The organism is Chryseobacterium sp. WG14 (assembly GCF_024586945.1).
Taxonomy (GTDB): Bacteria; Bacteroidota; Bacteroidia; order Flavobacteriales; family Weeksellaceae; genus Chryseobacterium.
The window spans coordinates 51,119-77,584 of sequence record NZ_JALCZD010000002.1 but is presented as its reverse complement, the minus strand read 5'-3'; the positions used below and the strand labels follow the sequence as shown (position 1 = coordinate 77,584).

29 protein-coding genes and 1 riboswitch are annotated in these 26,466 nt (G+C 36.2%); of the genes, 15 read left to right on the top strand and 14 right to left on the bottom strand.

Annotated elements, in window-relative coordinates:
- Positions 1-3: 3 nt before the first annotated feature.
- Positions 4-1,071 (bottom strand): 3-oxoacyl-ACP synthase III family protein, encoded by a 1,068-nt coding sequence (locus tag MP478_RS03540; protein WP_209803740.1) that lies wholly within the window; start codon positions 1,069-1,071, stop codon positions 4-6.
- A 101-nt stretch (positions 1,072-1,172) separates the two neighbouring features.
- On the opposite strand from MP478_RS03540, the gene MP478_RS03535 reads away from it, so the two are divergent.
- The 8 genes from MP478_RS03535 (at position 1,173) to MP478_RS03500 (ending at position 7,503) form a co-directional block, all read left to right on the top strand.
- On the top strand, positions 1,173-1,742 hold the full coding sequence (locus tag MP478_RS03535; protein WP_047485462.1) for a hypothetical protein: 570 nt from the start codon (positions 1,173-1,175) through the stop codon (positions 1,740-1,742).
- Between the two features lie 3 nt (positions 1,743-1,745).
- Complete coding sequence (gene ubiE / locus MP478_RS03530; RefSeq protein WP_257190983.1) at positions 1,746-2,477, top strand: bifunctional demethylmenaquinone methyltransferase/2-methoxy-6-polyprenyl-1,4-benzoquinol methylase UbiE; 732 nt, start codon at positions 1,746-1,748, stop codon at positions 2,475-2,477.
- A gap of 3 nt (positions 2,478-2,480) precedes the next feature.
- Positions 2,481-3,263 (top strand): porin family protein, encoded by a 783-nt coding sequence (locus tag MP478_RS03525; RefSeq protein WP_230034520.1) that lies wholly within the window; start codon positions 2,481-2,483, stop codon positions 3,261-3,263.
- Positions 3,264-3,402: 139 nt separating this feature from the next.
- Positions 3,403-3,705 carry a hypothetical protein gene (locus tag MP478_RS03520; protein WP_047485456.1) on the top strand — a complete coding sequence of 101 codons (303 nt, stop codon included), beginning with the start codon at positions 3,403-3,405 and terminating at the stop codon, positions 3,703-3,705.
- On the top strand, positions 3,705-3,992 hold the full coding sequence (locus tag MP478_RS03515; protein WP_047485454.1) for a cell division protein ZapA: 288 nt from the start codon (positions 3,705-3,707) through the stop codon (positions 3,990-3,992). The genes MP478_RS03520 and MP478_RS03515 overlap by 1 nt, the downstream gene beginning before the upstream one ends.
- Positions 3,993-4,218: 226 nt before the next feature.
- On the top strand, positions 4,219-5,787 hold the full coding sequence (gene rny / locus MP478_RS03510) for a ribonuclease Y (protein WP_230034522.1): 1,569 nt from the start codon (positions 4,219-4,221) through the stop codon (positions 5,785-5,787).
- A 73-nt stretch (positions 5,788-5,860) separates the two neighbouring features.
- Entirely contained in the window at positions 5,861-7,102 is a 1,242-nt protein-coding gene (locus MP478_RS03505) for an MFS transporter (RefSeq protein WP_257199602.1), read from the top strand.
- Positions 7,103-7,317: 215 nt separating this feature from the next.
- The gene (locus MP478_RS03500) at positions 7,318-7,503 is read left to right on the top strand and encodes a hypothetical protein (protein WP_047485441.1); all 186 of its coding nucleotides are present in this window, start codon (positions 7,318-7,320) and stop codon (positions 7,501-7,503) included.
- Between the two features lie 94 nt (positions 7,504-7,597).
- On the opposite strand, the gene MP478_RS03495 is transcribed toward MP478_RS03500, so the two are convergent.
- From MP478_RS03495 to MP478_RS03475, 5 genes are all read right to left on the bottom strand, one after another.
- Complete coding sequence (locus MP478_RS03495; protein WP_257199600.1) at positions 7,598-8,533, bottom strand: YeiH family protein; 936 nt, start codon at positions 8,531-8,533, stop codon at positions 7,598-7,600.
- Positions 8,534-8,689: 156 nt separating this feature from the next.
- Positions 8,690-9,568 carry a LysR substrate-binding domain-containing protein gene (locus MP478_RS03490; RefSeq protein WP_257199599.1) on the bottom strand — a complete coding sequence of 293 codons (879 nt, stop codon included), beginning with the start codon at positions 9,566-9,568 and terminating at the stop codon, positions 8,690-8,692.
- Between the two features lie 142 nt (positions 9,569-9,710).
- On the bottom strand, positions 9,711-11,018 hold the full coding sequence (locus MP478_RS03485) for a voltage-gated chloride channel family protein (RefSeq protein ID WP_257199597.1): 1,308 nt from the start codon (positions 11,016-11,018) through the stop codon (positions 9,711-9,713).
- A 30-nt stretch (positions 11,019-11,048) separates the two neighbouring features.
- Positions 11,049-11,116, bottom strand: a riboswitch (Fluoride riboswitch).
- 391 nt (positions 11,117-11,507) lie between these two features.
- A complete protein-coding gene (locus MP478_RS03480) occupies positions 11,508-12,344 on the bottom strand; it encodes a GLPGLI family protein (protein WP_257199596.1) in 837 nt (278 codons plus the stop codon).
- An 83-nt stretch (positions 12,345-12,427) separates the two neighbouring features.
- Entirely contained in the window at positions 12,428-12,895 is a 468-nt protein-coding gene (locus MP478_RS03475; RefSeq protein WP_230034533.1) for an acyl-CoA thioesterase, read from the bottom strand.
- A 117-nt stretch (positions 12,896-13,012) separates the two neighbouring features.
- Here MP478_RS03475 and MP478_RS03470 point away from each other — a divergent pair, with 117 nt between their 5' ends.
- Together MP478_RS03470 and MP478_RS03465 are read left to right on the top strand one after the other, a co-directional pair.
- A complete protein-coding gene (locus MP478_RS03470) occupies positions 13,013-13,363 on the top strand; it encodes an arsenate reductase family protein (RefSeq protein WP_257190989.1) in 351 nt (116 codons plus the stop codon).
- Between the two features lie 132 nt (positions 13,364-13,495).
- Positions 13,496-13,678 carry a hypothetical protein gene (locus MP478_RS03465; RefSeq protein ID WP_257199594.1) on the top strand — a complete coding sequence of 61 codons (183 nt, stop codon included), beginning with the start codon at positions 13,496-13,498 and terminating at the stop codon, positions 13,676-13,678.
- Between the two features lie 99 nt (positions 13,679-13,777).
- Here MP478_RS03465 and gcvT read toward each other — a convergent pair whose 3' ends face one another.
- From gcvT to idi, 3 genes are read right to left on the bottom strand one after another with little or no spacing between them, the layout of a single operon-like run.
- Positions 13,778-14,854 (bottom strand): glycine cleavage system aminomethyltransferase GcvT, encoded by a 1,077-nt coding sequence (gcvT, locus tag MP478_RS03460; RefSeq protein WP_257190991.1) that lies wholly within the window; start codon positions 14,852-14,854, stop codon positions 13,778-13,780.
- An 8-nt stretch (positions 14,855-14,862) separates the two neighbouring features.
- Entirely contained in the window at positions 14,863-15,333 is a 471-nt protein-coding gene (locus tag MP478_RS03455; protein ID WP_257199593.1) for a hypothetical protein, read from the bottom strand.
- Between the two features lie 3 nt (positions 15,334-15,336).
- On the bottom strand, positions 15,337-15,852 hold the full coding sequence (gene idi / locus MP478_RS03450) for an isopentenyl-diphosphate Delta-isomerase (RefSeq protein WP_257199592.1): 516 nt from the start codon (positions 15,850-15,852) through the stop codon (positions 15,337-15,339).
- 383 nt (positions 15,853-16,235) lie between these two features.
- Between idi and MP478_RS03445 the strand changes: the two genes are divergently transcribed.
- Positions 16,236-16,646 (top strand): phosphoheptose isomerase, encoded by a 411-nt coding sequence (locus tag MP478_RS03445; RefSeq protein ID WP_027372827.1) that lies wholly within the window; start codon positions 16,236-16,238, stop codon positions 16,644-16,646.
- A gap of 87 nt (positions 16,647-16,733) precedes the next feature.
- On the top strand, positions 16,734-17,693 hold the full coding sequence (locus tag MP478_RS03440; protein WP_230034545.1) for a D-2-hydroxyacid dehydrogenase: 960 nt from the start codon (positions 16,734-16,736) through the stop codon (positions 17,691-17,693).
- Positions 17,694-17,764: 71 nt separating this feature from the next.
- Here MP478_RS03440 and MP478_RS03435 read toward each other — a convergent pair whose 3' ends face one another.
- The 3 genes from MP478_RS03435 to MP478_RS03425 all read right to left on the bottom strand — a co-directional run bounded on the left by MP478_RS03435 (position 17,765) and on the right by MP478_RS03425 (position 20,536).
- On the bottom strand, positions 17,765-18,808 hold the full coding sequence (locus tag MP478_RS03435; protein WP_257199591.1) for a peptide-N-glycosidase F-related protein: 1,044 nt from the start codon (positions 18,806-18,808) through the stop codon (positions 17,765-17,767).
- Positions 18,809-19,070: 262 nt separating this feature from the next.
- Positions 19,071-19,451 (bottom strand): large conductance mechanosensitive channel protein MscL, encoded by a 381-nt coding sequence (mscL, locus tag MP478_RS03430; protein WP_257190995.1) that lies wholly within the window; start codon positions 19,449-19,451, stop codon positions 19,071-19,073.
- Positions 19,452-19,621: 170 nt separating this feature from the next.
- A complete protein-coding gene (locus MP478_RS03425) occupies positions 19,622-20,536 on the bottom strand; it encodes an AraC family transcriptional regulator (RefSeq protein WP_257199590.1) in 915 nt (304 codons plus the stop codon).
- 131 nt (positions 20,537-20,667) lie between these two features.
- Between MP478_RS03425 and MP478_RS03420 the strand changes: the two genes are divergently transcribed.
- Together MP478_RS03420 and MP478_RS03415 are read left to right on the top strand one after the other, a co-directional pair.
- Entirely contained in the window at positions 20,668-21,759 is a 1,092-nt protein-coding gene (locus MP478_RS03420) for an aldo/keto reductase (protein WP_257199589.1), read from the top strand.
- 98 nt (positions 21,760-21,857) lie between these two features.
- Positions 21,858-23,372, top strand: coding sequence for an NAD(P)H-hydrate dehydratase (locus MP478_RS03415; RefSeq protein ID WP_257199588.1), 1,515 nt, complete (start codon positions 21,858-21,860; stop codon positions 23,370-23,372).
- Positions 23,373-23,507: 135 nt separating this feature from the next.
- Here the strand turns inward: MP478_RS03415 and lgt are convergent, their stop codons facing one another.
- Both lgt and yidD read right to left on the bottom strand, forming a co-directional pair.
- Entirely contained in the window at positions 23,508-24,356 is an 849-nt protein-coding gene (gene lgt / locus MP478_RS03410) for a prolipoprotein diacylglyceryl transferase (RefSeq protein WP_257191126.1), read from the bottom strand.
- 439 nt (positions 24,357-24,795) lie between these two features.
- Entirely contained in the window at positions 24,796-25,047 is a 252-nt protein-coding gene (yidD, locus tag MP478_RS03405; RefSeq protein ID WP_047485723.1) for a membrane protein insertion efficiency factor YidD, read from the bottom strand.
- A 103-nt stretch (positions 25,048-25,150) separates the two neighbouring features.
- On the opposite strand from yidD, the gene MP478_RS03400 reads away from it, so the two are divergent.
- On the top strand, positions 25,151-26,428 hold the full coding sequence (locus MP478_RS03400; protein ID WP_230034557.1) for a replication-associated recombination protein A: 1,278 nt from the start codon (positions 25,151-25,153) through the stop codon (positions 26,426-26,428).
- Positions 26,429-26,466 lie beyond the last annotated feature (38 nt).

Below are 26,466 nucleotides of genomic sequence, written 5' to 3'. Positions count from 1 at the left end.
CTTTTAAGGAAATCTGTAAACGAGAGCATTGATGTTCATTCCGGCACCTACCGAAGTCATAACAATATTCCCATTATCTTTAAACGATTGACCACCCATTTTTCCTTTAATTATTAAATCATACATGGTAGGAATGGTTGCTACAGAGGTATTTCCTAAATCCTGAATCGTCATTGGAGAGATTGAATGATCATATTCTTTGATGTCATACAGTCTGTGAAGCCTTTCGATCATAGCATAATCCATTTTGGCGTTGGCCTGGTGGATAAGGATTTTGTCTATGTCCTCAATAGATAGCCCTGCATCTGTAATCGTATCTTTAATGGCTACAGGGACATTTTTAAGAGCATACTCGTAGATTTTTCTTCCCAGCATTCTTACATAAAGACGTCTTTGATCTACTTCTTTGTTGATAGAAGGTGCATTTTCAAGATAATTTAATTCAGGGCCATTGTCACAAATTGTATTGTGGGCAATAATTCCTACATTTTCGTTGTCAGTAGCTTTTACCACTACTGCTCCGGCACCGTCAGCGAAGATCATTCTGTTTCTGTCGTGTGGATCTGTAACACGGCTTAGTGTTTCTCCTCCTATTACCAAGATGGTTTTTGCGACTTTAGCTTTAATTAAATTATCCGCTAAAATCATTGCTTCAACCCATCCCGGGCACCCGAAAAGCATATCGTATGTTACACATTTTCTGTTTTTTATGCCTAGCTTATTCTTTACTCTTGCAGCCATAGTAGGCATGAAGTCAGCGTATCCATTCTCGGTAACTTCTCCAAAATTGCTTGCGTAAATAATATAATCCAATTCTTCACCATCCACCTTTGCATCTTCAAGGGCAATTTTTGCGGCTTCATAACCGATCTGTGAATTGGAAAGACCGTCCTCAATGAATCTCCTGTTTTCTATTTCTGTAATTTCTACAAACTTCGCAATAGTTTCTTCCACAGGCTTTTCTATCTTTACCCCATCCTCTGTGTAGAACTCAGAATTCATGAAGTAATCTCTACCAATAACTCTGTTCGGAATGTAAGATCCAGAGCCAATAATGATCGTATTCGGCATTCGTTTATATGATTTTTTTAAAGATGCAAAGTTAATAATTAATATTAATAACGAAGAATTAAAAATATTATTAAATTTGCAAAAATTGTACTTTACAATCTATGAAAAACAACTCGTCCTTAAAAGGCTTACTCATTGCAGCTGTGGCGTTTATCGTTGCCTTTGGGATCTACTTCCTTTTTTTAGCCAAGAAGAATTATTATGTTGTAGATAATCCTACCCCCAATACGTATTACTTTAAAATCAATAACGGTTCTGAAGGAATCATCTCAGCGGGGCAGTACGTGCATGTGGATTTGAATAAAGGAAAAAACTCTATTCAGGTTTTCGATCAGAATAAAAAAATGCTTTACGATTCAGCATTTGAAGTAAACAAACTTCGTGGTTTGATTAACATTTCCCACCAGGATTATTATGTTAATGATCAGTACTACGGATATAATCTTAAAAAAGATTCGTTACTTTTAGCGCTTGATAAGACTAAAATTGATGGAAAGGATTATTTTGGAGGAGCAAAACGCTTCAATAAGCTTTACACAGAAGATTTTTATTACAATGTGGATGAAGATTACGATAAAGTGATCAAAAATATTCAGAAAGTGGAATCAAGATCCAAAATCTTCAGAAAGCAGGATTACCTAAATTATTATAAAGAATATTACAAGTTTTAAGTTTTGACAAAAGATATCACCAAAGTTACTCCCTACAATTCAGAGGCTACTAAGAAGAGCCAGGTAGAGGATATGTTCGACAATATTGCGCCGAAGTACGACCTTTTAAACCGTGTTTTATCCATGAAAATTGATGTTTTATGGAGAAATAAACTGGTGAAATGGATGAAAAATGATACCCCGCAGGAAGTGCTGGATGTGGCTACAGGAACGGGAGATCTGGCAATTACCATTGAAAAAGGTACCGGCTCAAAAGTAGTTGGTTTAGATTTATCACAACAAATGCTGAATGTTGGCGTTATTAAAATAAAAAAACTTAAATTAGACGGCAAAATTTCCATGCAAAAAGGAGATGCAGAAAATTTACCTTTCGAGGACAATAGATTTGATGCTGTTTCCGTTGCATTTGGAGTAAGGAATTTTGAAAATCTTACCAAAGGTTTAGCAGAGTTAAGAAGAGTAGTTAAGGATAACAAAAGTGTTTATATACTGGAGTTTTCAAAGGTTGAGGGGTTGATGGGACCACTGTATATGTTTTATTTTAAAAATATATTACCTGCCATTGGCAGAATGGTTTCCAAAGATAATAGGGCATACACATACCTTCCGGATTCTGTAAATGCTTTTCCTTTCGGGGAAAAGATGAAGCAAATTCTTTTAGATACGGGATTTAAGAAAGTAGAATATAAAAAACTAAGTTTAGGTATAGCCACAATTTATAAAGCAACAAAGTAACCTATGAATAAATTTTTATTAAGAGCACTGGTTTTAGCCTCAGTAAATATTGCCGTTTTTGCAGACGCGCAATTTAGAACCCGAAACAGAATGGATAAGTTGGAAGACTTCGACGAGCAGAAATTTAGTTGGGGTTTTTATTTGAACGGGAACAAACTGGACTACCGTATCGTATTGCACCCAAGATATGGGATGAACGATAATCAGAATCTTGTAACTTCTAAGGAAAGCTACAGTTTCGGTGCCGGGCTTATTGCAAAATGGAGACTGAATGACTATCTTGACGTAAGAATAGAACCAGGTTTACAGTTTGCACAAAGACAGTTGACTTTTAATACTCAATCTAATGACATCTATGCAGGCGGATCTTTAACTAATCCTCCTTTCATGCCGTTCCCTTTACAGGATAAAGATAAAGTGAGAGAAATCAAATCTACATTGGTGGATGTTCCCGTGCTTTTAGAACTTCATGGGCGAAGATGGTACAATTCAAGGCCTTACATTGCCGCCGGGGTAAACTATATTGTGAACCTGCAGTCTAATGCTGCTTCTACGGATGATAATATGCAGGGAATTTTCAGATCTACAACACATAACTTTGCATGGTCTGCAGAAATGGGAATCCAGTTTTATTTCAACAAATTTAAACTGACGCCTGCGATTAGAGGAACATTTTTTATGAATAATGAAAAAGTAGCTGATAATGCTGAGACACCTCCTTACTGGACATCTGCAGTTTCTACATTACAGACAAGAGCAGTTATGTTTGTTTTGAAATTTGAATAAGAAAAATACATATTAAAAATACAAAGGAGGTGCTTTAGCATCTCCTTTTTTGTGGGTATTCCAAAATATAAGGCTTTTTATTTTTGTTAGTGTTATTATTTTTTTATTTTTGCTTCTAGTTAGAATATACAAACCTGAAATGCTTCAAGATTTAGAAAACAATTTTTCAGAATTAGAGAAAAAGATTTTGGCTCTGCAAAAGAATTATAAGAATCTTACTGAAAGTTTATCAGAACTAAGTGTTGAGCATGAGGAACTGAAAGTGAAATATGATGAAGAAAGACGAAGAAATCAGGTATTAGCAGAAGAACAAAAAAATATAAAGCTTTATTCAGCAATATCAGGAAATCCTGAACACAATAGGTTAATGAAAAATCATATCAACAGATTGGTGAAAGAAATAGATTTCTGTATTGCACAGCTTCAAAACAGTGGATTATAATGGAGGTAAGGAGAATAACCGTAAACATTGCAGGAAGAGTATATCCGCTGAACGTACCCGCAGCAGAAGAAGAAACGTTGCGTAAAGTAGGGAAGCAGATAGAGAATATGATTAAAGATTTTGAACAGAACTTTGACGTAAGAGATAAACAGGATGCTTTGGCTATGTGTGCCCTTAAACTGGGAACCAATGCAGAAGTAGTTTCTGTTAACTACGAAAAAAATATTAATTCTACCAACGAGAGATTAGCACAGATTAATCAATCGTTGAATGAAATCGGGAAATAGATTTTTTTTCCTGAAAAAGACTGCCTACAATAATTCTAACACATTAAAGGTAAACTCAACGCTAAGCAATTGCCGAACGAATGTCCATTAAATGGCGTGCCGGATTCCCGGATTACAGATAGTGGAAATCAGTTCAAATCGTGTTGATTAGGAGTTTACTCTCAATCCCTGAATTGTTGTAGGTTTTTTTATTTGAATATAAGACAATTAAAACTCAATATATATTATGACAACAGCCATTATAGTCGGCGTTATTTGTTTAGTTATTGGGGCGGTGATAGGAATATTTTTTTCCAGGAGCTCACTCAATACTAAAGCAAAATTTATCATAGATGATGCACAGAAAAATGCCGAAAACCTTATAGAAAAAGCTAACGTACAAGCCGAATCCATAAAGAAAGAAAAGAACCTTCAGGCAAAAGAAAAGTTCCTGGAATTGAAGTCTCAGCATGATGCTGATATTCAGTCCCGCGAAAAGAAAATGCAGGAAGTGGAAAAAAGAACAAAAGACAAGGAACACAAACTGAATGACGAACTTAGTAAGGTAGGAAAGCTTGAAAAAGACTTAGATAAGCAGATTGCTGATTATTCTAAGAAAAACGAAGTTTTAGAAAGAAAACAGCAGGAATTGGATATTGCTACCGCTAAAAAGGTTGAAGTTCTTGAAAAAATTGCTAATTATACCGCTGAAGAAGCAAAAGCTGAATTGGTAGAAACCATGAAAGCTGAAGCTAAAACCAGAGCCCAGGCTCATGTTCAGGGTATTATGGAAGAAGCTCAGCTGAATGCTAAGAATGAAGCCAGAAAGATTGTTATTCAGACGATTCAGAGAATCGGTACAGAACAGGCTATCGAAAACTCAGTATCTGTTTTCAATATCGAATCTGATGAGGTAAAAGGTAGAATTATCGGTAGAGAAGGTAGAAACATCCGTGCTTTAGAAGCGATCACAGGAGTAGAAATTATTGTTGATGATACTCCGGAGGCGATCCTTCTTTCATGCTTTGATCCTGTAAGAAGGGAGATTGCAAGGCTGTCACTTCACAGATTGGTTACAGATGGTAGAATCCACCCTGCAAGAATCGAAGAAGTAGTAGAAAAAACAAGAAAACAAATTGAAGAGGAGATCATTGAAGTAGGAAAAAGAACAATTATTGATTTGGGAATCCACGGATTACACCCTGAACTGATTAAAATTGTGGGTAGAATGAAATACCGTTCTTCTTACGGACAAAACCTACTGCAGCACTCAAGAGAGGTAGCAAACATTGCTGCCACAATGGCTGCTGAATTGGGATTAAATGTAAAATTAGCCAAAAGAGCAGGTCTGTTACACGATATCGGTAAAGTGCCTGAGCAGGAATCTGAACTTCCTCACGCTTTACTAGGAATGCAATGGGCTGAAAAATATGGAGAAAACGCGGAAGTAGTGAATGCTATTGGTGCTCACCACGACGAGATTGAAATGAAATCATTATTATCTCCGATCATTCAGGTTGCCGATGCTATTTCAGGAGCAAGACCGGGAGCAAGAAGACAGGTATTGGAATCTTATATCCAGAGACTGAAAGATCTTGAATCTGCAGCATTAAGCTTCGACGGTGTATCCAGTGCTTATGCAATTCAGGCAGGTAGAGAGCTAAGAGTAATGGTAGAAAGCGGTAAAGTGAATGATGAAGTAGCTAATCAGCTATCTTACGATATCTCCGAAAAAATCCAGAATGAACTTACCTATCCGGGACAGGTGAAAGTAACAGTAATCAGAGAAACGAGAGCTGTGAATATTGCAAGATAATAATCAGATTAAGATATTTTATAAAAACCTTTCAAGAAATTGAAAGGTTTTCTATTTTTATCAAAATTTAAAAATGCAAGAACTGTCCCTGTCTTCAAAAATGAAGTACATTTTCTCTATTCCCGTTATTATTTCTGCCCTGGGCTATTTTGTAGATATCTACGACCTCCTTTTATTTGGAATTGTAAGGATTCCCAGTCTGAAGGCATTAGGGCTCAATCCTGATGCTGACGGAACCTTCATTCTGAACTGTCAGATGGTAGGACTTCTGATCGGGGGAGTATTCTGGGGTATTTTTGGAGACAAGAAAGGCCGGCTTTCTGTACTTTTCGGTTCCATTTTGGTGTATTCTTTAGCCAATATAGCATGTGGTTTTCTACCGTATTTTCCAAAAGAGCATTTAGTGTATCAATATGCCGGGTTAAGGTTCATAGCAGGGATTGGCTTAGCCGGGGAGCTTGGAGCCGGAATTACCCTTGTTTCTGAAAGCCTGCCGAAGAGTCTGAGGGCAATTGGGACATCCGTTGTCGCCGGCTTTGGATTGATGGGTGCGGTGGTTGCTCAGCTGACCGTAGAATTATCTGGAGGATGGAATATCTCTTATATCATTGGTGGAGTTATGGGGATCTTGCTATTAGTGCTTAGAATAAGCGTCTCAGAATCCGGAATTTATAAGAATATTGAACATAAAAGTGTTTCCAAAGGGGATTTTCTCTCCTTCTTTACCAATAAAGACCGTTTGATAAGGTATTTAAAATGTATTGCCGTAGGGTTGCCCACCTGGTATTGCATAGGTATTCTGGCCGTTTTAGCGAATCAGTTTGCTCCTGAATTTGGAATAAAGGATCTTAACCCCGGAAAGGCAATTATGTGGGCTTATGTGGGTATTTCTGTCGGTGACCTGATGAGTGGTTTTATTTCTCATGCATTAAAATCACGTAAAATGGCTATATTTTATATGTTGATTTTCACGCTGATTGGAGCAGCAATTATGTTGTTTGGAAATACGAATACAGAAACAAAATATTACCTGTTTTGCATATGGCTGGGCCTTGGAACAGGGTACTGGGCTATGTTTGTGACATTAGCGGCAGAGCAGTTCGGAACTAATATCAGAAATACGGCAACCACTACCGTTCCGAATATGGTAAGAGGGTTGGTACCTGTCATGATTCTAGCTTTCGACTCCCTTAAAGCTCATTTTTCTGTAATTGGGAGCGCAGCTATTGTGGGAGTAGTTGTATTTGGGCTTGCCTTTTATTCTGCACTTACGATTTCAGAAACCCATGATAAGGACCTTGAATTTACGGAATAGAATTTTCTCCTATAGGGAATGTAATAAGATCTTGGATTATAAAATATTTACATCTGTTTAATAAATAATAAAATATTATTTCTGTATTTTAATATATTAATAAGGTTTAAATCAGTGTATTAGTTAAAATTGTATTAAATTATGTTGCGAATAATTAATATTTGTTTAACTTTGGGAGACAACTAAATTATATTGTTTAATTAAAATCAAATCACATGAACATTATTAAAAATGCTAAAAAATTAAGAAAAGAAGATCTGAAGAATATTACAGGTGGTATTGGAGGTTCCGGAATTGGAACTCCGGATGCTTCACTTTGCGGATGCAGTTGTACAGGGGCTGTAACAGGACCAAAATACTGTGTTGAGTTAATTGGATGTCCACAGGTTATGACTTGCTAACCGATTGGTTATTTTAAGATATTATTCAACTGAAATAAACATTTCCACATTTAACAGGCGGCACCCTTTTGATTTCAAAAGGGTGCCGCTGCTTTTATTGAATGATATAAAGAAGGCTGCCTATGCTGATGGTGATCCAAAGGAGTACGGCAGTAACCAACGGTTTAATGCCTATTGTTTTTAAGGTTTGAATAGAAAGGCTGGAGCCTATAAAAAATAAGGTCAGATTCAATCCTGATTTTGCAAAGGCGGTTATTCCACTACTGAAACGGTCCATCAAAGGAAAATAAGTATTCAGCAGGATCGCAAGGATGAAATACCCGATAAACCATGGGATCTTTATTTTTGATTCTTTATTTTTGAAAATAAACATGGTGATCAGCGAAACAGGGATAATCCACAATGCCCTTGCCAGCTTTACGGTTGTCGCAATTTTTAAAGCTTCATCCCCATATTTGCTGGCTGCCCCTACTACAGAACTGGTATCGTGGATTCCCACGGCACACCACAGGCCAAACTGTTCCTGAGAGAGATTAAGCAGATGTCCAATGGCCGGGTAAACAAATAAAGCAATAGAATTTAAGGTAAAAACAATTGCTAATGCCAGGGAAATCTGTTTTGTGCTCGGCTTAATAATAGGGGAAACGGCTGCAATAGCACTCCCTCCACAAATGGCAGTTCCCGCAGAAATAAGATAGGATAGCGGTCTTTCAAGTTTGAATAATCTTCCTAAAAAATACCCTAAAATCATAACGGTCAGAATACTCACTACCGTTAATACTAACCCTGTTTTTCCTGCATGTAAAGCTTCGTCCAGCTTTAATCCGAATCCTAAGCCGACTATGGAAATTTGTAATAGCAAATGGATATATTGATGAAGATGCTTTTCAAAAGGGTTTCCGATGAAAACGGCCAGTAGAAAACCCAGCGCAAGGGCTATCGGAGAGGATATCAGTGGAGTAAGGCATAATACTGCCAGTATGATAAAAACGATTTTCCGTGTTGTTTCATGTTGAATGAAATCTTTCATATTGCGAACTTTAAATTATGCTTCAAAATTCGGCAATATAGTATTACAAAGTAAATTGTATTTTGTTATATTGGATAACTAGAAGTTATAATTTAAAATTCAAATACTTAATCAGGTTACATGATACATGATACATTATACTTTTTACATTGTACATTATAACTCAGCAAACCTCAGAAAAAGTTTTATCAGCTCAGATTGTTCCCCTTTTGGAAGGATAAAGTGGAAATCCCTTTCAATACTGAAGCTTTTTATATCAACGACGGTTAGGATATTATTTTTCAGTTCATTAAGAATGGTACTGATGGAGAGGAAAGCCATACAGTCTGAATGAAGGAGATAATTTTTGATGCTTTCGCTGCTTCCCAGCTGTATAACAGTATTTAATTCATTGATATTAACTCCGTTATCCCTGAGCCTGTTTTGTATAAATTCAAGTGTTCCAGAACCTTGTTCTCTGAAAATCATATTGATAGTGTACAGGTCTTTTATGTTCAACGTTTTGTTGGCTAATGAATGATTGGTTTTTGCGGCCAATACAATTTCATCAGCTTTAAAAGACTTATAATCGAAGTAAGAAGACTGGGACTCACCTTCAATGATTCCTAAATCTATTTTTTCTTCTTTTAAAAGAACAGAAATAGCTTCAGTATTTCCTGTAAGAAGCTCAATCTTAATATCTTTATAGTAAGTATTGAATTTTGCTAAAATTTCAGGAAGAATATACTGGGCAACGGTTGTACTCGCCCCAATAATCAGTTTTCCTTTGTGCTGTTGGTTAACCTGGCTGATTTCAAATTCAAGATCCCGATACAGTCCCCTGATTTTTTCAGCATATTCATAGAGGATTTTTCCACTTTGGGTCAGTTCTATAGAAGTTCCTTTACGGTCGAATAATTTTGCAGACAGTTGATTTTCAATCTCTTTGATGTGCTTTGTGACAGCCGGTTGAGAAATATGAAGTTCCTCCGAAGCTTTGGTAAAGCTTAGTCTGGAAGCCACAGTATGGAAAACTTTTAACCTGTAATCGAACATGCTGCAAAGGTATGAATTATACTTATAAGTTAGAAGATACGAGTGCTATTTGAGTTTGAGGGTTTGAGAGTGTGAGAGTTTTAATGTGATACTATAACAGTATTATTTTTATACATTATACATTATACTTTCACATTTTACATCACAAAAAGTCCGAAATAGATTGATCCTGCCGGCTTTCGAATCTTCTGTTTTTAGCAGCTCCTATTTTTTGTTTACTGTAAATACTGTTATTTCCTGAAAGAAGATAAGAAACAATGCAGGCAATTGCTACATAAACACCACATTCAGCTCCGAACAGCTCAATTCCCATTAATATACAGGCCAAGGGTGTATTGGTGGCTCCGGCAAATACCGCTACAAAGCCCATTCCGGCCAATAACCCAAACGGAAGCGGGATGAATAGAGATAAAGCGCTTCCCAGCGTGGCCCCTATAAAGAATAGAGGAGTGACTTCACCCCCTTTGAATCCTGCTGCGAGGGTAACGATGGTAAAGATCATTTTCAAAGCAAAATCATATAAGGGAAGTTGTTTTTCAAAAGACTCTACAATGACAGGAACACCGAGTCCAATATACCTGGTGGTGCCCAGTGCAACAACAGCCAGCGCTACAATAATACCTCCGGCCACCGGACGAAGTGGCGGATACTGAATTCCTGATTTTAAAAACGATCCTGCCCAATGGATAACCTTGCTAAAGCCTGCAGCACAGATCCCAAAAGCTATTCCGGCCAGAATACTGTACAAAATGGGCAGAAATTCTAGCTTAGGAATAAAGTCAATATGATAATGGGTATGCTTAACATTCCATAGATTGGTTGTCCAGTCTGCTAATATAGCCGAAGCAAAAGCTGGAAAAATAGCATTATAACGTATCTTCCCGATAAGAAAAACTTCAAGCCCAAAAATGGCCCCTGCCAACGGTGTTCCGAAAACAGATCCAAAACCTGCAGCAATGGCAGCAATCAGTACTGTTTGTCTTTCATTCCTGTCAAGTTTAAAAGGCTTACTGAACTGGTCTGCAATAGCGGCTGACATCTGAAGAGCAGTCCCTTCACGGCCCGCAGAACCCCCGAATAAATGAGTGACAACTGTTCCAAGATAAACAAATGGAGCCATTTTAAAGGGAATAGTCTCTTTTGGATTATGGATGCTATCGATCAGAAGATTATTTCCTGCCTCAACATCTTTTCCAAAATAATAGTATAGAAGCCCGATCAGAAAACCAGCTACAGGAAGTAATGCAATCATCCAAAGATGGTTTTCCCTAAAATTGGTTGCCCATTCCAACGATTGTAAAAAGCCTGCCGAAGCAGTTCCTGCCAGAATACCAATAATACTGCTGATCAACAGCCATTTTAAAATGTAAGGCAGTGCAGGGAATTTTCTGAAGAAAAAATGAGTGTGGAAAACGGCTTTTTTACCAAATGTTCTTTTATTTTTTGACATGATAATCCTGATTAGTTATTATTCATAATCTCTCAATCAGGCGTCATCAGCTTTTATAAAGCGGTTGGGGAAGGAAGAACACCATTTCCTTTTGATGATACAAATATAAAAAGAAGAATCTGTTTTTCAAAAAATATTTGAAAGGTACAGAGGTATTAAAATTTTTAGCCACAAAACTGGCACTCCATTTATTCATATGCTTAGCCACTCCGGTAGGAATCTCAACAGTATTATTGGAGAAACAATTCAGATTACTACCGGAATGATAAAGATGGTGTATCCTTTTTGTTCACCTAAGAATGGCCCATACAATGAACAATAATATAAACTGAATTTTACCCCCTGAACTCAAAAGAAAAGAAAATCATAGATTTTCAAAAATTATTTGAACTTTTATACAGCACTATTTTAACTGGCTTAAATGAACTGAAGTGGTTAAAATAAAGCTTTTGTGACTTTTGTGGTTGAGAGGTTTCCGCAATTCGCTCTCTATTTTGGATAATGCACCGCTTTATCAATTTCAAGAGGGTTATTGTATTTCCTGATCACTTCCTGCATGCTTTTGGTTTGGGTATTCAGCTCATCAACATTATGGATTTCTTTTCCATTAATATTAATCTTTAAATCAGTATCTGTTTTGCTGAAATTATTTCTTTCAAAGGCAAAAGGATCATTGTAAAAGTCCATGGTCAGCTTATATTTTTGTTTTTCGTTAATGGGAACTGCTTTATTTCCAAAGTTGGATTCTACAAAATTTTCAGTAGAATAGGCATCTGGCAGTTTCTGGCTTTTGAGAAGAGTATACATGAAATTTTTCTTTGTATCTGAGAGTTCAAAAATTAAGCCCGGAAGACCACGAAATTTAAATGGACCTTCATTAAAAGGAATATCCTTACAAAACCAGGCCGTCCAGCTTCTTCCCCCGAATTTTGTGCTGGCTTTTTGCAAGGTATAATTTTCAGATTTTTTAATTTCATTAGAAATGGTCCAATTGATTTTATCCGTTGTCTTAAAAGTATAATATCCTTCCTTGATATTGATGTAATTTTCATTATCAAAAGAGTTGATTTTCCTTTTTATCACCTGGCCGGACATGTCTGTATAACCGGAATTTTTCCCGAATTTTTTATTCAAAGAATCCGTAATAGTCAGGTTTTGCCCATAAAACTTTACTTCTTTGGAGCCGATATCCAGAATCATATTCAGCTTTTCAAGCCCGTTTTCTGTAGAATCCATCTTATATTGCATTTCATAGATGAACCGATAGGTCTGGGACTGGCATAAAATAATGATCAGCAAAGCAGATAATGTGAAAGCATTTCTCATACTATATATCAAATGATGTGGTACGGGTATCAATCTAAATAGCAGTTTTTATATGTACTCCTTATTCAGCCTTTTATCCTGTATTACAGAAAAGGCTTCATCTCATCCTCAATCTGCGTTCTCAGCTCCATCAGACGTTTGGCATACTTCTCCTGCTGCTTTTCCTCCTCAGTTTCAGGAATCCATTTAGGAACAGGAAGCTTTTTTCCGTTTTCATCTACTGCAACAAAGACGATGATACAATGGGTTTTTTTATCAAAGGTGGGCTGTTTCAGATTTCGTGAAAAAACATTGATTGAAATATGCATACTTGAGGTTCCGGTAAAGATGACCTGTGCATCTACTTTTACTACCTCACCTATCTTAATAGGATCATAAAAACGAATGCCGCCCACATATACTGTCACAGAGTAATTTCCGCTCCAGGTTGTAGCACAGGCATATCCTGCCTGATCAATCCATTTCATAACACTCCCTCCATGTACATTTCCCCCATAATTAACATCCGAAGGCTCTGAAATAAACTGAAAAGTAATAGGTTTGTTCTGCATCTTATAAAATTTTAATAAAGTTATTTAATAATTTTCAAAGTTTTAGATTAAATCCTACTTTTGGAAAAGGAAATTCTTACGAATGAGAATTTTAACAATAAAAGATTTGGAAAAATAATGAAAAAAGTATTTCACCTTAATACATGTGATACCTGCAGAAAGATTTTAGCAAAATTTGATCTTAAAGGCTGGGAGCTTCGCGAGATAAAAAAAGAACCCATTACAAGAGAAGAGCTGACGGAAATGCATAAGAGAGCGAAGTCTTATGAGGCATTGTTCAGTAAAAAATCAACCCAGATTAAACTGAGAGAACTGGATCTGAAGTCTTTAACTGAAAAAGATTTTGAAGAGCTGCTATTGGACCATTATACATTCTTAAAAAGACCGGTTTTCCTTACTGATAAGGAGATATTTATAGGAAATGATAAGAAAAATATAGAGGCACTACAAGATTTTTTTAAAAATTAATTTAAGCTACCTATTTTGAAATATTTATGCTTTAATATAGGTAAATGATTGATTTTTAACTAGTTTTTTGAAATAATAAAGTTTTTGAATCCATTAATTGATTACATTTGTTTTCATCAAAAAATTATTACTATGAAAAACTTTTTAAAGTCAAAGAATCTTAACAGATCAGAATTGAAACAGATAAGCGGCGGAATAAAAATTCCGTTAACCTGCTATACACTTTGTGGAGAAGCTGGTGGTGTAGAATCAGGTCATCCCGGAGTTGGCGATATGTGTACATCAGACGGATCTTTCTGCTGCTATTGCAGATGATTGTGAAATCTGAAAGTGTAGAGATTGTTTTAATGTACTTTCTCTGTAAAATAAAAAAGCCGCAGTTTAATTAAACTGCGGCTTTTTTGTGTATTGATACTATACAAAAGGAGCTTTCACCACTTTTGCAGGAATATTTTTATTTCTTACCTGAATAAAGATCTCAGAACCTAATTTGAAATGAGGCTTGTCTACATAAGCAAGACCTAAACCGATCTTTTTCATTGGAGACTGCGTTCCGGAAGTTACTTTTCCAATTACGTTGCCTTCTGCATCTACAACAGGGTAGTCATGTCTTGGAACCCCTTTATCCTGTAATTCAAATCCAACTAACTTTCTTGTAACGCCTTCTTCTTTTTGTTTTGCAAAAATATCTTTGGAAACAAAATCTTTATCAAATTTTGTAATCCATCCTAAGCCAGCTTCAATAGGAGAAGTAGTATCGTCAATATCGTTACCATACAGACAGAATCCTTTTTCTAATCGTAAAGTGTCTCTGGAAGCTAATCCACATGGGATAATTCCTTCAGCTTCACCCGCTTTTATAATCTCGTCCCAAAGCTGTTTTGCGCTTTCATTTTTAAAATAGATCTCAAAACCTCCGCTTCCGGTATATCCTGTGTTTGAAATAATAATGTCATTCACTCCAGCCACACTTCCTACTGTAAAATGGTAGTAAGGGATTTCAGAAAGATTAACTTCTGTAAGCTTCTGAAGGATTTCCGTAGCCTTAGGCCCCTGAATTGCCAATAAAGACATCTCATCAGACGCATTGGTCATTGTTGCCCCGAAAGTATTATATTTTGAAATATGATTCCAGTCTTTATCTATATTTGAAGCATTGACAACCACAAAATATTTATCATCTTCCATTTTGTAAACGATAAGGTCATCCACAACACCACCATCTTCGTTAGGAAGACATGAATACTGAGCTTTTCCGTTTTCCAGAGCATCTACATTGTTGGTGGTTACCCACTGTAAAAGTTCTTTTGAGCCGGGACCTTCGATGAAAAATTGTCCCATGTGGGAAACATCAAATAATCCTGCTTTTTCTCTTACCGCAAAATGTTCTTCCGTTACTCCTGAATATTGAACAGGCATTTCAAAACCTGCAAAAGGTACGATTTTAGCTCCTAAAGAAACATGAGTGTCGTACAAGGCTGTTTTCTTCATATTTAATTTTATTTCTTTATTTTAAAACTGTTGAAAGTCTCATTAAAAAGGGTCATATAATTTCCGTTCCAGAATTTCTGGCCACAGTTGATCGTTACCAGATAAAGATCTTTGTCTTTTTGAAAAGCTCTGGTAATCCAGAAAAGCTTTTCTTTTTCATCAAAATATTCGTAGAAATATTCAGTATATCCTTTTTTACTTTTATTTTCCTTTATTTTATTCTCAGGATCTTCTGATTTATACAGTGCCAGAATAAATTTTTTCATTTCTTCTTTTGGAAGGCCCAGATCGTGATATTCCGAAATAGTAATAGCTCCGATTTCGTTGGTAGGAAAAATGTTGACAATATCACTGTCATTGGTAGATTTCCAGCCTTCCGGAACATTGATAGAATAATTGGGGCTGTCGTAAGCTTTTGCTTTCTGAGCAAAAAATAAACTTCCGGAAAATAAAGCGGATACAAGCAGTATTTTTTTCATCTTTTAAAAATGGTGTTTGTATTCTTCAAGAATGATCTTAAACCATTCGGTAAAATTTTCAGGAGCTTCAGTCATTTCTTTATCCAGATCTTCCGGAGATATGAATCTTACTTCTTGCACTTCATCTGTATTCAGATTAAAGTCAGATTCAGACTCATGGTTTCCTACGAAGACATGATCGAGTTCATGCTCCCAAAGGCCTCCACCTACATCAGCTTTATAGATAAAATTGAATTTTTCTGAAAGTTCTGTTTCAATACCCAATTCCTCATACAGCCTGCGTTTTGCTGCCTCCAGGTATGTTTCTTCCTTTCTGGGATGAGAACATACAGCATTGGTCCATTGATTGGGGGAGTGGTATTTTCCCGAAGCTCTTTTTTGAAGAAGCATTTCTCCTTTACTGTTAAATAGAAAAACAGAAAAAGCACGGTGTAATAAGCCGTTGATATGAGCCTGCTGTTTTTCCATCAAACCCAGAACTTCATCTTCAGAATTTACTAAAACTACTAATTCTTCCATTTCTACAAATGTAAGCGTAATAAATGTATTTTGGAAATTTTTAGATAAACATCATGCGTTTGTAACGAAATTCAGAAATAAGCGGTGAGAATAACGTTAAAAAAAATGAAAAAAATCAAGTGACCTCGTTTTTACGGAGAAGCTATTGTCTGGGGTTTATTTTAAAAAATGAACTTTAAACTTGTTTCTGGTCTAAATATTATATTTTCCAATATAAAATGAATTTATGAAACGAAAATTTTTAATCAGAAGTGATAAAATGGTGAATAAAATGTTTATATTATTCATTAAATAGTGTTTTTTGTAGTAAATTTTTAACATAAACTAAGATTCATGTGCGTGATAGTTGTAAAAACGCTAACTTTGTTCCTTAATGTTAACCGATGGAATTAGAATACATAGAGCACTTAAGTCCTATTCTTAAGGATGGAGTAAAAAATTATTTAATTGATATTGATGGAACCATTACAGATGATGTTCCTAATGAAGAACCCGAAAGAATGGTTACCTGCGAACCTTACCCGGATGCATTAGCAACAGTAAACAAATGGTATGATGAAGGACACCAGATCTGTTTTTTTACTTCAAGAACAGAAAATCTTAAACAAATTACTATTGACTGGCTGGATAAGCACGGCTTCAAATACCACAGTGTACTCTGCGGAAAACCAAGAGGCGGAAACTATCACTGGATAGATAATCACCTGGTAAGAGCTACAAGATACAAAGGCAGATTTACGGATTTGGTAGAAAAGCAAGTGACTATCGAAGTATTCAAAGAAGACGGGGAATAAAAAAATATAATTCGAAGATTTAAAAATTAAATGGGAGCCTATCTCTTTAATTTTTAAATCTTTTTAATTTTAAATATAGTTGTATTTATGAAAGTTTTAGCAAACGATGGCCTGGATCAATCAGGAATTGATGCATTAGCAGAAAAAGGCTTTGAAGTCATTACGGCAAAAGTTCCACAGGAGTTTTTGGTGGATTACATTAATGAGCATAAGATCCGTACTTTATTGGTACGAAGTGCAACACAGGTAAGAAAAGATATTATCGATGGTTGCCCTTCTATTGAAATCATAGGAAGAGGAGGAGTTGGTATGGATAATATTGATGTAGCTTATGCACGGGAAAAAGGGATTCATGTAATCAATACCCCATCGGCTTCCTCAGAATCAGTGGCTGAGCTTGTTTTTGCACATTTATTCTCAGGAGCAAGGTTTCTTCAGGATTCCAACAGGAAAATGCCTTTAGTAGGAGATACAGAATTTGCGGGACTTAAAAAAGCATATGCTGCCGGTATCGAGCTGAGAGGAAAAACCATTGGAATTGTAGGAATGGGAAGGATAGGACAGGAAGTTGCCAGAATTGCGCTGGGACTTGGCATGAGAGTCGTTGCTGCTGATAATAACGTAGGAAAGGCCAGTATAAAGGTGAAATTCTATAATAACCAGTTTATTAATGTAGATATAGAAACGGAGCCTTTACAGGAGGTTCTGAAACATTCAGATTTTATTACCTTGCATGTTCCTGCTCAGAAAGACGGTTATATGATTGGTAAAAATGAGTTTGATATCATGAAAGACGGGGTTGCTGTTGTTAACTGTTCCAGAGGGGGAGTTATTGATGAAGCAGCATTAATTGAAGCATTGGATTCCGGAAAAGTGAAATTTGCAGGATTGGATGTTTTCATTAATGAGCCAACGCCTTCTAAGGAAATTCTGAATCACTCTAAAATCTCTCTGACTCCTCATACAGGTGCTTCTACACTTGAGGCTCAGGATAGAATAGGACTTTCTTTAGCAGAACAGATTTCAAGCATTCTACAGATTCAATAATATCAATAAATGAAATAGAAAAGCGGATTCAAAAAATGAACCCGCTTTTTTTATGAGCGTTATATTTTGGTTTAGTTTGTAACAACAGGTGGATTAATTGGAGTGCTACTTTTGACAATTACAAAGGTAGAAATAGCATAATACGCGTCTCCATTGGTTCCATTATTAGTCCAATTCTGAAATTTGTATTCGTAGCTGAATGTATTGGCAAACAATGAGCTGTCTAATGCATCAGTACGGGTTGGTACAACCATTCCCGGGCACCAGCCTGCTCTGTCTGGTACCCAATTTCCAGGTTGTTGATTATTAATCGGATTATTGGCGCAGCCAATTGGACCAAGCTGATGCTGGAATAGATTGATGTTGTTGATGGCAATATTATGAGTTCTGAAACACCATTCGGCACAGCCTCTTCCTCCAATATCATAAGGTGCGGCCTGTCCCCATCCTGATACAATCGTTCTCAGGTATGCTTTTTGTGTATTAACAGGGAGTTTGATGTTCTTTTTAAGAGTAAGAGTATGTGCTTTTCCATAAGGAACACCGTCTATAGATGATTTGTTGTATTGGATGACGGGAATCACTGCCGAATATTTATAGTCAGGGTTTCCATAGATAAAATCAAAATCTACACTGTATTCTCTTCCTTTTGCCAGCCAGGTTTCTGTATAAATTTTCAACTCTGTATTTCCAGTTAATAATGATTTAAAGTCGGTAACATCAATTTCCAGTCCACGCTGTAATTTTTCTGTCCCCACCCAATAAGGCGTGATGAAACGGCCAATTTCATACCAGTCTCCTGTAGTTTTATTTTTAACGTATACATTGGCATAGCGATCCCATTCATCACAGGTTTTATTTGGGCAATCATTTTTAATGAACATTTTAATTGTTTTCACGTTTTCAATATCTGAGGGAAGAGCAAAAGAACCCTCGGCACTTTGCGATAGCCTATCCCCAAAAGCATTCACCACCTTGTTGAAGGTTTTTACATTTACCGTTCCTTCTGTTATAACGGAATCCTCATTAGATGGCATGGTATTATCAATACCTTTACAGGATATGATAGTTGCAAACAGATATACAGACATGCTGAATGTAAATAATTTTCTCATAATTTATATTTTGAATCATTTTATGAATTTATTATTTTTATTTCATTTGTACATATTAATTGTATGTTAATTACTGTTTTATATATATAATTCTTATTAATTTGTTATTATGTTTAAATAATTACGTGATATTTGTGTAAGGACGGAATTTTTCAATAAGTTATAGCCAGACATGAATTCATACTATAAAAAAACCGGATAAAGTAAAACTTCTCCGGTTATATATTTAATAAATGCCAGGTTAGAGGCATCAATACCTTTATTATAGAGTGCTCTTGCTTTTCAGTAAGTCTCTGATTTCTGTTAATAATTTTTGATCTTCTGTAGGTCCTGCAGGTGCCACTTCTTCCTTCTTGCTGATTTTGTTGGCCCCTTTAATGATCCAGAAAAGAACCATTGCAATACACAGGAAGCTGATAACGGCAGAAAGAAAATTTCCATAGGCAACACCATTCCAGGTAAGCTTAGAGATATTTTCAGCTCCCGCTGCTTTCAGTGCAGGGTTTAGTAATAAAGGAGTGACAACATCCTCCACTAAAGAGGTAACAATTTTACCAAATGCAGCCCCAATGATAACACCGACAGCCAGATCGAGAACATTTCCTTTAAAAGCAAAAGCTTTAAATTCTTTAATAAATCCCATAATTTATATTTTTTAATTAGTATACACACAAAAATATAATTTAAAAATGTAAAAAACGTTACTTTATAATGTTTTTTATTATGGAAAAATAAGAATTTAAAGTAAAAGTAATCCTAATTGATGAGGTTTTTAAACAGGCATAAACGTATGCATATTCAAGGATTATTATTTTATCGGACCTGATACTTTCTATAAAGCAGTGGAGGAATACCAAATTTTTTTCGAAATGTAAAAGTAAAACGGGATGGTGTTTCATAACCTAACAGATAAGCTATTTCAGAAACTGACCAATCTGTTAGTTTCAGCAAAATCTGGGCTTCCTGTAAGATTCTTTCTGTGATGATTTCAGAACTGGTTTTATTGCGTGTACGCTTTACAGCTTTATTTAAATGATTGATAGAAATAGAAAGCTGGGCTGCAAAATCCCGGGGTTTCCTGAATTTGATATAATCTGTTGCTGAGTGCAGTGGAAACTGCATGGCAAGAAGTTCTTCAAAAAGTAAAGTAATACGGTTGTCTGCATCTTTTCTTACAGTAGATTTAGCAGGAACTTTACTCATCTTCATAATAGTATGAATAAGGTCGTAGGTCAGGTTCCGGACTGCATCAAATTTGAAATCGTAGTTTGATGAAAGTTCTGCCTGTATTTTGATCAGCGTATTTTCAAATTCAAGATATTGTATTTCTGATAGGTCAAAAATATTTTCCTGTGTATTCTGAAATACAGGATATTCTTTTATATTTCCGTAATTGCTGAAAAACTCTTCATTAAATAGGCAGAAAAACTCTTCTATGGGTTCATTGCTCTCTTCCAGTAAAAAAGGAATAATGGGATTGATAAACATCAGTGCATATTGGTTGATTTCAATAGTCTTAGCAGCATAATGACACCTGCATTTCCCTTTTATCAATTTGATTTTGTATAGATTTTTTCGGGTAAAGGATAATGACGAAATAAGCTCTTCCCGCCTTTGTAAATCGTTAATTTTTATAACGTCAAAATATCCCGTACCCCATTGATAATGAGTGGGTATATTGGTGTTTTTCTTTTTGTAAAAATCATATATGGCGTCAGAAGTGTTCATTCTGCAAATGTATTAAAATAGAGGATCGGTATATTGATTGTGGATTGATTTTCGATAGACTTGGATTGATTGCAGCTATTCTCATCGTTAGGCTTGCTATAATTTTGGTAAAAACTTTAAAAAAATATCTTATGAGTTTGGCAGATTATAGAACATTAGGGAAGTCGGGATTAAAAATTAGTCCGCTTACTTTAGGTACAATGACTTTCGGTGAAGATTGGGGCTGGGGAACAAATCCCGCAGACGCCCATCAGATTTTAGAATATTATATTCATCAGGGTGGAAATATAATTGATACAGCTAATATTTATACAAAGGGGCATTCAGAAAAAATCATCGGAGACTTTCTGGCTAAGAAAATTATTCGCCGGGATGCATTGGTGTTATCAACCAAGTTTTGGGGAAATATGTTTCCCTACGATGCCAACGGTGGAGGCGCAGGAAGAAAGACTATTATACAGGCCCTGGAGAGTTCTTTAAGACGTTTGAAAACTGATTATATTGATTTATATTGGATGCATGCATTTGATCCGCATACCCCTATTGAAGAAACGATTTCAACACTTAATGACTTGGTTAGAGAGGGTAAAATACGCTATATCGCTGTTTCTGATACACCGGCGTGGAAAATAACAGAAGCCCAGATGATCTCCAAGTTCCGTGGATGGGCACCTTTTATTGGTCTACAATTAGAATATTCTTTATTAGAACGTTCGGTAGAAAATGAATTAATCCCAATGGCTTTGGAAATGGGATTAGGGATCATGCCCTGGTCTCCATTAAAGGAAGGCCTTTTGAGTGGTAAATATAGCAGAGAAAATAAAGGGCAGAAGATGAGTCAGAGGAATGATAGCAGAGTAAATCCTGAGCTTACCGAAGGAACCTATGAAATAATTGACACGCTTCAAATGATATCGAAAGAAAGGAATATTCCTGTTTCTGCGATTGCCATTGCCTGGGTGATGCAGCAGAAAGGTATTAGCTCAACGTTGCTTGGAGCAAGAACATTGAATCAGCTACAAGAGAATATAAAAGCCTCAGCACTGAAATTATCTGAAGAAGAATTAAAATTACTGAACCTATTGTCAATGCCTCAATTGCCTTTTCCCCATAATCTTTTACACGGTACAACAGATGTATTACAGGCTGGCACCTCAATAAATGGTATAAAGTCTAAGGTGGCTGATATTTTACCTCAAAATGATAAAGAAAGATATGAATAAGCGAATGATCATGAAGTAATAGTCTTTTGAGGTCCTATTTCTTTGAATAAGTCATATGAAAAATCTTTTGTAATTTGCTTACAACTTTAAGGTCTTCTATGAAAATATTTACTACAGAACAAATACGGAACTGGGATCAGGCCAGTATTTCCAAGGAATCCATAACCTCGGTTCAGCTGATGGAAAGGGCTTCTATGGCAGTTGTCGGTTGGATATCTGAAAACTGTAACAGCCATAAAAAAGTAGCTGTATTTTGTGGGAACGGGAATAATGGAGGTGATGGGTTGGCTGTTGCAAGGATGCTTTACACGAAAGGTTTTGATGTAGATGTATTTGTACATGATCCCAAAGGAAAATTGTCAGGAGATGCATCGGTGAATATGAAACGGCTCCGGGATTTTTCCGGGATTTCTGTCAGAAAGTTCAGCGATATTGATGATTATTATGATGATAAAACACTGATGGTGGATGCCCTTCTGGGAACGGGTTTATCAAGACCTTTAGAAGACGAATATAAAATGCTTGTGGAGCAGTTAAATGCAAAAAAGAACAGCAAAGTTTCAATAGATATTCCCTCCGGAATGCCTGCTGATAAAATGTTTAAGGAAGATTCTGTAATTCTGAAAGCTGACTATACCTTAAGCTTTCAGTGCTGGAAGAGAAGTTTTCTGCATCCCGAAGCAGGAAAATATACCGGCAAAGTAATTATTCTGGATATTGGGCTTGATAAGCAATATGCTGAAGCAGCAGGTACCAGCTACTTCGTGACTGATGATGTAATTGTTGATTCTATTTTTATTCCCAGAGAAGAGTTTTCTCACAAAGGAAGCTATGGTAAAGTGAATATTGTTGGCGGAAGCTATGGGAAAATAGGGGCTGTAGTATTGGCTACAAAAGCTGCCTTAAGGTCAGGAGCAGGCTTAACTTTTACCCTGGCCCCTGAATGTGGTTATGAAATAGTACAAACCGTTTGCCCGGAAGCGATGTTTATAAAAGGAGGAGAGAATTTTATAAAGAATTTTGATACGGATTCAGATGCGGTTTGTGGAATTGGTCCTGGCTTAGGAACCGACCCGGAGACAGAAAGAAATTTGTTGAAATTTCTGAAAGACTATTCCAACCCATTGGTTCTGGATGCTGATGCTTTAAATATCCTTTCAAAAGAGGAGAAAAACAGTAGTTTAATTCCCGAAAAATCTATTATTACCCCACATCCAAAAGAATTTGAAAGATTATTCGGAGGCACAAAAAACTCACTTGAAAGATTGGAGCTGGCTCGGGAAAAAGCGAAATTACTGAATATTTATATCGTTTTAAAAGATCATCATACGCAGGTTGTTACCCCCGAGGGGAATGTTTTTTATAATATAACCGGAAACGCAGGGCTTGCAAAAGGAGGAAGTGGAGATATCCTGACCGGAATTCTCACATCTCTCTTAGCACAAGGATATTCTGAAGAGCATGCATGCATATTGGGAGTATGGCTTCATGGAAAGGCTGCTGATCTTGCCTCTGCAAAACATTCAAAAGAAGCGATGCTTCCTACGGATGTTATTGATGAATTAGGAAATGTTTTTAATGAGCTGAACAGAAGAGCTGCTAGGAACCTTTAAAATCGGTGATCAATTATAGAAAAATAAAAAGGCAAATTTGTAACTACAAATCTGCCTTTTTATATAATATCTGAAATCTTCAGTATTGGATGCTGTCATCCTGCTGAATAAATCTGTTTTTTTTTGCCTTTTAGCCTACTCCGGTTTTCCGTTTTCTTCAGGAGTAATCTTGAATTTTTTAGAAACAATCATGATAATAACTCCGGCGATCATAAATGGAATAGAAAGAACCTGCCCGGTATTCAAACCTCCTATCTGGATAAATTCATCCCCTTGTGGTTCTTTTAAGAACTCTACAAAGAATCTGATCGCCCAAAGAATGATAAAGAATAAGCCAAATAACCAACCCTGTTGGTATTTTTTATCTGTTTTTCTGTACAATACCCATAATAAAATGAAAAGAGCAAAGTATCCGGCAGCTTCAAATAACTGGCTTGGGTAGCGCGGTACTGTAATACCATATTCACTGCTTTGCTGAGGGAAAAGTAAAGCGAAAGGCGAATTGGGATCTGCCTGTTTTCCTAAGATTTCTGAATTGAAAAAATTTCCCATTCTTACAAAAGTTCCCCCTAAAGCTACTACAATACCCAATCTGTCATATACCCAAAAAGGGTTTTTCTTGATGATTTTAAATGAATAGTATAAAGTAGTCATAATGAGAGCGATAGCTGCTCCATGGCTTGCCAGTCCGGAAAAACCGGTGAATTTTAAACCGTTTTTTGTGCTGATGGGTAAAAATACACTCCAGAAGTCTTCTTTAAAAAGCTCCGGCTGGTAGAAAATAACATGTCCTAATCTTGCTCCAAGAATGGTTCCTATCAATGTCCATGTGAAAAGAGGTTCCAGGTATTTTTGGTTTATATTGTCGATTTTGAATATCCTTGTCATTACAATGTATCCGAAACCAAACGCAAAAACAAACATCAGGCTATAGAAATGCAGGGTAAATGAAAAGATTTTAATCCCTTTTGAAGGGTCCCAGATTTTAAAAGGAGTTTCAAGTTCTACTTTATCAGATGGGGTAATAACTTTATCAGACTTTACAGCATATTTATAATCTGTGATATTATCCTGCGTAACCGGGGAATTTATCAATTTAAAATTTTTATCAAAAAACTGGTATCTGGAATCCTTGAATCTTGTTAACGTTTCTGCACTGTAATTAAAATAGGCAGGCTCAAAATTAGACTCATTAAGAATAACCAGAACATTATTGATTCCTTTTTCCGGAAAAGCGTTAAGGTCGCCAACTTCCGTTGTAGAATAGATTTTTACAGGAACATTGTTTCCGTTTATTTCTAAAGTTCCGTCAGATAAACCTCCCGGATATTGCTGTGCAAAAAGAAATTGTGTGACGAATGCAAGCATTACGAGGTAAAGTCTGAAAAAAATATTATTCATTTCTATTGATTTAATAGTTTGTTTACTGATTTTTATGTTTGTGGGGAACAGGATCATATCCGCTTCCTCCCCAGGGATGACACCTTAAAATTCTTTTGAACCCCAGCCAGAATCCTTTAAAAATACCGTGAACCCTAAGAGCTTCCAACATATAATGAGAGCATGTAGGCTCATAACGGCAGTTTTTGGGAAGTAATGGCGAGATGAACCACTGGTAAAATTTTATCAAAATTACCAAAGGAAATGTAATGATTTTATTGAATGTAAGTTTCAAAACAATGCAAAAATAGGGTAAAAAATTTAAAATTAGTTTAATTTTGTTAGAAGTTTCAGGGATCTGAAATCTGAAGTATTGATCTTAAAAAAATAAATTTACCTTGAATCAAAATATTCCATTAGCTGAAAAATTAAGACCCCAAAACCTGGATGAAGTTCTGGGACAGGAGCATCTTACCGGAGAAAAGGGGACGATCAGGAAGATGATTGAAAATAACACCCTGAATTCTCTGATCTTTTGGGGACCTCCGGGAACAGGGAAAACCACACTGGCGGAAATTATTTCTGAGAAGTCAGGGAGAAAGTTTTATAAGTTATCTGCAGTTTCATCGGGAGTAAAGGATGTGCGTGATGTGATTGATGATGCCAAAAAGCAGAATTTGTTTTCCGGAAAATCACCTATTTTATTTATTGATGAAATTCACCGTTTCAATAAATCCCAGCAGGATTCATTACTGCATGCAGTAGAAAAAGGCTGGATTGTTTTAATAGGGGCCACCACAGAAAACCCAAGTTTTGAAGTAGTCTCGGCTTTGCTTTCGAGAAGTCAGGTATATGTTCTTAAAGCTTTAAGTTATGAAAAGCTGGAAGAGCTTATTGATACAGCCTCTGACCGGTATAACAAAGATGAGAAAACGGATTTTAAAATTATAGAAAACGAAGCTTTAATACAATATTCGGGTGGAGACGCCAGAAAACTGATCAATTCTGTAGAACTGGTTTTGAATCAGTATAAAAACTCAGCAATTAAAGAAATAAATAATGCCAATGTGCTTGAGATTCTTCAGGAAACAATGGCTTTGTATGATAAGAATGGTGAGCAGCATTATGATATTATTTCAGCTTTTATCAAATCCATGCGTGGAAGTGACCCTAACGGAGCCGTGTATTGGCTGGCCAGAATGATTGCGGGAGGTGAGGATATTAAATTTATTGCAAGGCGAATGCTTATTTTGGCTGCGGAAGATATAGGCTTGGCCAATCCTAATGCTCTGGTTGTTGCCAATAACTGTTTTCAGGCGGTCAATGTTATCGGAAATCCTGAAGCAAGGATCATATTAAGTGAAGCTGCAGTTTATCTTGCGGTCTCCCCTAAGAGTAATTCTGCATACATGGCCATTAATGAAGCGCTGGCATTGGTAAAACGAACCGGGAACCTGCCTGTACCCCTTCATTTGAGAAATGCTCCAACAAAGCTGATGAAAGATATGGATTATGGCAAAGAATATAAATATGCCCATTCTTATGAAGGAAATTTTGTAGAACAGAATTTTCTTCCGGAAGAAATAAAAGATATAAAACTTTATGAGCCCGGAAATAACTCTACAGAAAAGAAGATCTATGAAGAGCTTAAGAAAAAATGGAATAATAAATATTAAAATAAAAAGGATACTGTAGCGCAGTATCCTTTTTAATA

What these genes read in the sequence shown, in the direction of transcription:
- MP478_RS03540 (WP_209803740.1), bottom strand. Translation starts at nt 1,071, where the DNA reads ATGCCGAATACGATCATTATTGGCTCTGGATCTTACATTCCGAACAGA.
- MP478_RS03535 (WP_047485462.1), top strand. Translation starts at nt 1,173, where the DNA reads ATGAAAAACAACTCGTCCTTAAAAGGCTTACTCATTGCAGCTGTGGCG.
- MP478_RS03525 (WP_230034520.1), top strand. Translation starts at nt 2,481, where the DNA reads ATGAATAAATTTTTATTAAGAGCACTGGTTTTAGCCTCAGTAAATATT.
- MP478_RS03520 (WP_047485456.1), top strand. Translation starts at nt 3,403, where the DNA reads ATGCTTCAAGATTTAGAAAACAATTTTTCAGAATTAGAGAAAAAGATT.
- MP478_RS03515 (WP_047485454.1), top strand. Translation starts at nt 3,705, where the DNA reads ATGGAGGTAAGGAGAATAACCGTAAACATTGCAGGAAGAGTATATCCG.
- rny (WP_230034522.1), top strand. Translation starts at nt 4,219, where the DNA reads ATGACAACAGCCATTATAGTCGGCGTTATTTGTTTAGTTATTGGGGCG.
- MP478_RS03505 (WP_257199602.1), top strand. Translation starts at nt 5,861, where the DNA reads ATGCAAGAACTGTCCCTGTCTTCAAAAATGAAGTACATTTTCTCTATT.
- MP478_RS03500 (WP_047485441.1), top strand. Translation starts at nt 7,318, where the DNA reads ATGAACATTATTAAAAATGCTAAAAAATTAAGAAAAGAAGATCTGAAG.
- MP478_RS03495 (WP_257199600.1), bottom strand. Translation starts at nt 8,533, where the DNA reads ATGAAAGATTTCATTCAACATGAAACAACACGGAAAATCGTTTTTATC.
- MP478_RS03490 (WP_257199599.1), bottom strand. Translation starts at nt 9,568, where the DNA reads ATGTTCGATTACAGGTTAAAAGTTTTCCATACTGTGGCTTCCAGACTA.
- MP478_RS03485 (WP_257199597.1), bottom strand. Translation starts at nt 11,018, where the DNA reads ATGTCAAAAAATAAAAGAACATTTGGTAAAAAAGCCGTTTTCCACACT.
- MP478_RS03480 (WP_257199596.1), bottom strand. Translation starts at nt 12,344, where the DNA reads ATGAGAAATGCTTTCACATTATCTGCTTTGCTGATCATTATTTTATGC.
- MP478_RS03475 (WP_230034533.1), bottom strand. Translation starts at nt 12,895, where the DNA reads ATGCAGAACAAACCTATTACTTTTCAGTTTATTTCAGAGCCTTCGGAT.
- MP478_RS03470 (WP_257190989.1), top strand. Translation starts at nt 13,013, where the DNA reads ATGAAAAAAGTATTTCACCTTAATACATGTGATACCTGCAGAAAGATT.
- MP478_RS03465 (WP_257199594.1), top strand. Translation starts at nt 13,496, where the DNA reads ATGAAAAACTTTTTAAAGTCAAAGAATCTTAACAGATCAGAATTGAAA.
- gcvT (WP_257190991.1), bottom strand. Translation starts at nt 14,854, where the DNA reads ATGAAGAAAACAGCCTTGTACGACACTCATGTTTCTTTAGGAGCTAAA.
- MP478_RS03455 (WP_257199593.1), bottom strand. Translation starts at nt 15,333, where the DNA reads ATGAAAAAAATACTGCTTGTATCCGCTTTATTTTCCGGAAGTTTATTT.
- idi (WP_257199592.1), bottom strand. Translation starts at nt 15,852, where the DNA reads ATGGAAGAATTAGTAGTTTTAGTAAATTCTGAAGATGAAGTTCTGGGT.
- MP478_RS03445 (WP_027372827.1), top strand. Translation starts at nt 16,236, where the DNA reads ATGGAATTAGAATACATAGAGCACTTAAGTCCTATTCTTAAGGATGGA.
- MP478_RS03440 (WP_230034545.1), top strand. Translation starts at nt 16,734, where the DNA reads ATGAAAGTTTTAGCAAACGATGGCCTGGATCAATCAGGAATTGATGCA.
- MP478_RS03435 (WP_257199591.1), bottom strand. Translation starts at nt 18,808, where the DNA reads ATGAGAAAATTATTTACATTCAGCATGTCTGTATATCTGTTTGCAACT.
- mscL (WP_257190995.1), bottom strand. Translation starts at nt 19,451, where the DNA reads ATGGGATTTATTAAAGAATTTAAAGCTTTTGCTTTTAAAGGAAATGTT.
- MP478_RS03425 (WP_257199590.1), bottom strand. Translation starts at nt 20,536, where the DNA reads ATGAACACTTCTGACGCCATATATGATTTTTACAAAAAGAAAAACACC.
- MP478_RS03420 (WP_257199589.1), top strand. Translation starts at nt 20,668, where the DNA reads ATGAGTTTGGCAGATTATAGAACATTAGGGAAGTCGGGATTAAAAATT.
- MP478_RS03415 (WP_257199588.1), top strand. Translation starts at nt 21,858, where the DNA reads ATGAAAATATTTACTACAGAACAAATACGGAACTGGGATCAGGCCAGT.